General features: G+C 56.9%; 6 protein-coding genes and 1 tRNA gene. 3 read left to right on the top strand and 4 right to left on the bottom strand.

The window, feature by feature from the left end; translation table 11 throughout:
- The coding region (locus WB402_RS02695) for an enoyl-CoA hydratase-related protein (protein ID WP_424205376.1) at nucleotides 1-1,478 on the top strand (1,478 nt) is incomplete at its 5' end.
- On the opposite strand, the gene WB402_RS02690 is transcribed toward WB402_RS02695, so the two are convergent.
- Nucleotides 1,441-2,319, bottom strand: a complete 879-nt coding sequence (locus WB402_RS02690; RefSeq protein ID WP_424205375.1) for an AEC family transporter — start codon at nucleotides 2,317-2,319, stop codon at nucleotides 1,441-1,443. The genes WB402_RS02695 and WB402_RS02690 overlap by 38 nt on opposite strands.
- 144 nt (nucleotides 2,320-2,463) lie before the next feature.
- Here WB402_RS02690 and WB402_RS02685 point away from each other — a divergent pair, with 144 nt between their 5' ends.
- Entirely contained in the window at nucleotides 2,464-2,883 is a 420-nt protein-coding gene (locus WB402_RS02685; RefSeq protein ID WP_424205374.1) for a GlcG/HbpS family heme-binding protein, read from the top strand.
- A gap of 25 nt (nucleotides 2,884-2,908) precedes the next feature.
- On the opposite strand, the gene WB402_RS02680 is transcribed toward WB402_RS02685, so the two are convergent.
- Complete coding sequence (locus WB402_RS02680; RefSeq protein ID WP_424205373.1) at nucleotides 2,909-4,489, bottom strand: hypothetical protein; 1,581 nt, start codon at nucleotides 4,487-4,489, stop codon at nucleotides 2,909-2,911.
- 303 nt (nucleotides 4,490-4,792) lie between these two features.
- Between WB402_RS02680 and WB402_RS02675 the strand changes: the two genes are divergently transcribed.
- Nucleotides 4,793-4,921 (top strand): hypothetical protein, encoded by a 129-nt coding sequence (locus WB402_RS02675; protein WP_424205372.1) that lies wholly within the window; start codon nucleotides 4,793-4,795, stop codon nucleotides 4,919-4,921.
- 446 nt (nucleotides 4,922-5,367) lie between these two features.
- Here WB402_RS02675 and WB402_RS02670 read toward each other — a convergent pair.
- Nucleotides 5,368-5,443 (bottom strand) — tRNA-Asn (locus WB402_RS02670).
- 56 nt (nucleotides 5,444-5,499) lie between these two features.
- Nucleotides 5,500-5,857, bottom strand: a 358-nt coding sequence (locus WB402_RS02665) for a GspH/FimT family protein (RefSeq protein WP_424205371.1), incomplete at its 5' end; no start/stop codon positions are given.

The raw sequence follows: 5,857 nt of genomic DNA, 5'->3' as shown, positions 1-5,857 counted from the left end.
TGTTGCAGGCCGATGCCGAGATGGATGCCGGTCCAGTGTGGGCGTCGGTGAATTTCCCGATGCGCGTGGCACGCAAAAGCAGTCTATATCGCAACGAGGTGACCGAAACCGCAGTCACGGCAGTTTTACAGGCGGTCGACCGGTTTGAAACCGGGAAATTCATTCCAGAACAATTAAACGAAAGTCGTTCCGATGAACGCGGTAAATGGCGGCCACTGGTGAAACAGTCCGATCGACGCATTGATTGGCCGACAGACGACACCCAAACCGTCTTGCGAAAAATCCACTCCGCCGATGGTTTTCCCGGCATCGAAGACACACTTCTCGGCGTGGCCTGCCGACTCTATGATGCCTGCGCGGAGAATACCCTGCGCGGCGCGCCAGGCAAGATCATTGCGCGACGACATGGCGCTATCTGCCGCGCCACCTGCGATGGTGCGGTATGGATAGGCCACATAAAAAAAATCGTATCTGGCGAGAAGACGTTCAAATTGCCGGCTACCCTGGCACTGCATGACAGGCTTGGCGTGATTCCAGAAGTGACGCTGGCGCCCGACGTCCCGCCGGCACACCTTACGTACAAGGATATCTGGTATGAGGAAAAAGCAGGCGTGGGGTACCTGCATTTCGATTTTTACAATGGCGCCATGAGCACCGAACAATGCCAGCGCCTGCGCGAGGCGTATCTTCAGGCCTGCCAGAGGCCAACACGGGTAATTGTGCTGATGGGCGGACCTGATTTCTGGTCTAACGGGATTCATCTCAACTGCATTGAGGCCGCCGACAGTCCGGCGGACGAGTCCTGGCGCAATATCAATGCCATGGACGATTTGGCGCAAGCCATTATCAAGACGGACTCGCATCTCACCATTGCCGCTTTGCAGGGAAATACCGCCGCGGGCGGCGTGTTCCTCGCGCTGGCCGCCGATCGCCTGTATGCGCGTGAAGGCGTGGTTTTGAACCCGCACTACAAGAACATGGGCAACCTCTACGGCTCCGAGTATTGGAGCTACCTGTTACCCAAACGGATGGGGGAACAGGGGCGCAAGATCATGGAGCATCGTCTTCCGCTCGTTGCCCCCGCGGCCAAACGTATTGGTCTCATTGACGACTGTTTCGGCGGGAGTGTGCATGAATTCGTAATGATGATCAGGTCAGTCGCCGAAGCTTTGGCCGCGGACCCGGATTTTGGGATTCAGCTCGAAGCCAAGCGTAGACAGCGCGCCAAGGACGAGTCAGTCAAGCCGCTTGAGGCATACCGCACTGAAGAGTTGGAGCGCATGAAGCTCAATTTTTACGGTTTCGACCCCAGCTATCACGTGGCACGCTATAACTTTGTGTTCAGGGTTCCGCATTCGTGGACGCCCTTGCATCTGGCCCGGCATCGGCAACGGATCAAAAATACCAAGCCTACCGACGCTGTTGCGTCAAGCCGGTCGATCAGCGCAGCACGAAGGCCAACGCTATCGGCAGGCTGACCAGTCCCGCCAGGTTACCGAGCATGACGATCGAGGCGACTTTCCCCGGCTCCTGCCGGTATTGCTCGGCCACCAGATAATTCAACACCGCCGGTGGCAGCGCACTGAACACCAGCAGCAGACTCGACTGCAATGGCGTCAAGTTCAGAAAGGGTTGCACGACCAGGAGCATCAATACGCCGGTCACCGGACAAATCACGGCGCCGAGCAGCCCGATCCGCCATTCCCGGAAATCAATGCTGGTCAGACGCGTGCCAAGCGAAAACAGCAGCAGCGGGATGGAAGCCTGACCGAGCAGGTTGACAGTTTCCTGCAGCGGTGTCGGCACTCCCCAGTGGAAAAGACTGAATGCCATCCCGACCAGCGTGGCAACGACAATGGGTTGCACCAACACCTTGCGCAGCGGGGCGCGATGATCCATGAGATAGGTGCCCAGGGTAAAATGCAGGCCGTTCTCGACCAGAAACAACACCACGGCCGCCGGCAGTGCCTGTTCGCCGAAGGCAAATACCGCGAGTGGCAGACCGATATTCCCGGAGTTGGTGAACATCATCGGCGGTACGAATGTTTTGAACGACAATCCGGATGCCTTCGCCACCAGCAAGGCCAGCAGGCCCGAGCCCAGCACGATGGCGGCGGCTCCCAGGGCGAGCCACCCGTACTCGGCCAGCTGAAAATCTTTGCCGGACAGGACATGAAATATCAGCGCGGGCAAAAGGACTGTCATGTTGATCTGGTTCGCCGACGTCATATCCGGTTGCCGCCAGCGGCTGTAGAGATAGCCGACAGCGACGATCGCAAAGATCGGAAAGACGATGCTGAAAAGACGAACGATGAGCATGGCCTGAGCGCTTGTAGGGAAAGGCAGATTATGCGGAATCGATGCGGCTTCTCACAAGGTCGGCATTCTGCAATCGATTAATGATTGCATGAAAATGTCTTCCCTGTATCTTATTTCCTTAGCCAAGCAACAAGGAGGAGAGCAATGCCGGATAACAGCATGGTGGTTGAAAAGGCAGGATTAACACTGGCTGCCGCCAAGAAAATCGTCGCTGCCGCGGAGGCTGAAGCGCTGAAACATGCCTGGCCGGTGGTTATTGCGGTTGTCGATGATGGTGGCAATCTGATCTGTCTGCAGCGTCTCGATAACGCCCAGTTCGGCAGTGTGGAGATCGCCATTCGTAAAGCCAGTGCGGCGGTGGCATTCAAGCGGCCTACCAAGGCATGGGAGGAACTCCTGGCGAGTGGACAGCATAGAGTTCTGGGTTTGCCGGGCGTATTGTCTTCGGAAGGCGGCGTGCCACTGACATGGAAAGGCCAGATCGTTGGCGCTGTCGGCGTCAGTGGAGTGAAATCATCCGAGGATGGCCAGATCGCCCGAGCCGGTGCCTCCGTTCTCGAGTGATGCAATGATTATTCAGGTAAATCCGTCAGCGGCGGTGCTTGTTCTGCTTATGCTGCGCATACAGAAAGCGCCAGTAATGGATCACAGCTTTCATATCGGAAATCCACAGGGAGCGCCGCCCAATGGTCCGGTGCGGATTAATGGGTTCCGATAGCAACTCCGGCCAGGCCTTCTGAATGGCGCGCTGAAACAGAAGGTAGTCAGGGGCCTTCCGGAAACGTTCGTCCACGCCGAGCAGGGTCGCGAGCACCTGGCGGCAATTGTAGGGTGTAAAAATCTCGCGCCAGGCAATATCGAATTCAAGTTGGGTCATGGCCAGCCAGTTGCCATAGTCCTGCTCCCACTCTAACAGGTCGAGCAGCTTGACATAGTGCTGTTGACTGACTTCCGCCAGCCATTCCCGAAAATGTTCGACAAGAAACGGATGCGTTGATCCGTATTCAAGCCACGCAAGGAGTTCAGGCGTGAATCGTACATGGTCGGCGTGAGGAAGCTTCCGGCGAAATGCGCAGCGCCCCACCTCGGCACCGCTGCCCGTGAGCACGGCCTTTGTGCGGCCGAAGTGCCTGAGGATCGCTTCGGCATCGTGTCCGTAATGGTCGTGCGCCAGATAAACGTTTCGTTTGAACTGCAAACTGAACTCGGGCGTCATGGTCGACGTGGCATGGATCACGACGTGCGGTAGTCCCACCTGCTTGAGAAGCCGCGCCGGAATCTCAATATCCGGGAAATGATCGGGCATTCTTCCCTGTCGCAAAGTCATAACGCAGATGCGATCCGCCACTTCTCTCGCGGTCGCCAGCATCAGTCGGCTGTCAAAGCCGGCGGTCAACGAAAGTGCCAGATCAAAACGCGTCGCCGCCGCACGGATCTGGCCGGACATCAGCGTGCCGATGCGGTCGATGGCTGTTTCGGGAGTCATGGCCTCCAGGGGTGCTGACGGCCAGTAGCGATGACTCCTCCCCGTGCTGAGGTTCAGCCAGTGATTCGGCAGCAGGTGCTTGAGACCCTTGAACGTTGAAGCAGCGGCAGGAAGTCGGGACTCGAATGTCCGGCGGAAGGTCTGCGTATCCAAGTAGTCCAGCGCTTGTTCATCGGGCGTGAGGGACAGCATCTCGCTGGCAATTCCCGCCTGCGACACGACCCATATGGCGCCGGTAACAACCGGATCGGTGTAAAAGGCTTGACGCAGTCCCAGGGCATCATGGAAGAGAAATGACTCCTCCGCGCTCGTGGCGAGCAACAACCAGCGCCCGCCGAAACGATTGGTAGCCGCGATCAAGCTGTTACGGCTCGTGAAGTGATGAAGCAGCGCGCGCACGATGTCATCATTGCTCGCTTCCGGGGCGAGCGGGTCCAGGATATGCCCGATCAGCGTCAACTCACGGCCACCATCCGTCGCCTGGGTACAGGCGAGGTCGGGATGAGCGGTGAGTTTCAGTCCCCTCCCGACCGTGATTCGCTGCCAGTCGGCCAGTTGTTCGGCGAACGCCGGCCCCAGGATGAACTGGTTGACATACCGGTCTCTCCCCGGTGGCGGGCGTGGGGCATCCCCTTGGTTTTCTCGAGGGCGAACAAGGTGCGCATTAAGATTGATACCAGGCATGGCCGCTAGATGATTAGGCATTGAGTCATCGCTGTTGGGCGTCACCGCTCGGTGTTGGAGTGACGCTGTGATTATCGAAATTTAGCTACAAGTAATTGATTTTTTTGCCAACCAGCACAAATTTCACGCAAGCCGTTATTTTACGGGATTTTAGGTGGTCGCCGACAGCTGCCGACTGCAGTCAGTTGCCAACACCCGGAGGCAGGAGTAGGGTAATAGCCGAGGACAAACCGGTTGAGAGGCTGTAGAAGCCGGCATATCAATGGATTGGGTACGCAATAACTTAAACAGGAGAAAAATACCATGCGAAACATCATGAACGGCGGAGGCGGCACACCTCCCCCTGCTATCGGTGGCGGCGGACAAACCGGCGGCTATACCATTGGGGGCGGCGGAGAGCCCAGCATCGGTGGAGGCGGCACACCCGATTAACGCTGCCAGCCTAAAATAATCACGACTCTAAAACTAAAAGCTTCCACTGGTTTCTGGTGGGAGCTTTTTCTTTGACCCAGGTTTCGGTTGAGTTTTCATCTCTGAGGGTCTTAGCTCACCGACCGCCTCCAACGCGCCGGGGGTTGGATTCGGTTTCGCTCTGCATACTCCCGCCAAGTCTTGTGCCGCCAGCCCGGATCCGCAGGGCAATGGCGTGGGCAGGCTGGCTACATTGGCGGATCGCATGCTCTCTATACCATGTGCGTTTTCCTTGGCGGGTCCGCTTGCTAAGCGAGCGATACCGACGGCAATAAGCACCAGCAACACAACCCCGAGAAAGACGAGAATTTTTTTCATCTCAGCTGACCAGCTGGCCGTCTTGGTAATTTTTTTAAGCGAAATGGGAAGGGTGCATCCGCGGAACTGCTACAACCCTTTGAAGATATTGGCTCCCCGGGACGGACTCGAACCGCCGACCCAGTGATTAACAGTCACTTGCTCTACCGACTGAGCTACCGGGGAATTGTCGGAAGGGCGCGTATGTTATGGTGGAAGTTGTGTAGGGTCAAGGCAAGCGATTAGGAGCAGTTCAATGGCTTACCTTCCGATGTTTTCGTGGAGACGCGGGGCCGGCCGGTCCAGTAGACAACGACTGCTTTGGCGTTATCCGCGCCACGTCTGTCGCAGAAGGTGAAAGTTGCGCCCGGCCATACCTCACCGGAAGGGTTATACCGCAAGTACGAATACTTGCCAGTTTCACCATAGCGCAGCGTCATGTTTCCCTCCAGTGCCTGCTGCACATGAATTACTGTTTCACCCGCATCCACCTCTTGATTGTTATTATCGTCCGTGAAGACAATCCAGCCCTCATGCCACGAAGATTCATCTGAACAAGAAACACCATTTTTGCTTTTGCACAAGGCTAGCACCGTGTTC

It is taken from the genome of Sulfuricaulis sp. (genome assembly GCF_049587675.1).
In the GTDB taxonomy this organism is placed as follows: domain Bacteria; phylum Pseudomonadota; class Gammaproteobacteria; order Acidiferrobacterales; family Sulfurifustaceae; genus Sulfuricaulis.
Note: the sequence above shows the minus strand (reverse complement) of the source record. Positions and strands in the feature narration are given on the sequence as shown.

Excerpts from the sequence above, each read along its gene's own strand:
- WB402_RS02675 (WP_424205372.1), top strand. The coding sequence starts at position 4,793 with ATGCGAAACATCATGAACGGCGGAGGCGGCACACCTCCCCCTGCTATC.
- WB402_RS02680 (WP_424205373.1), bottom strand. The coding sequence starts at position 4,489 with ATGCCTGGTATCAATCTTAATGCGCACCTTGTTCGCCCTCGAGAAAAC.
- WB402_RS02690 (WP_424205375.1), bottom strand. The coding sequence starts at position 2,319 with ATGCTCATCGTTCGTCTTTTCAGCATCGTCTTTCCGATCTTTGCGATC.
- WB402_RS02685 (WP_424205374.1), top strand. The coding sequence starts at position 2,464 with ATGCCGGATAACAGCATGGTGGTTGAAAAGGCAGGATTAACACTGGCT.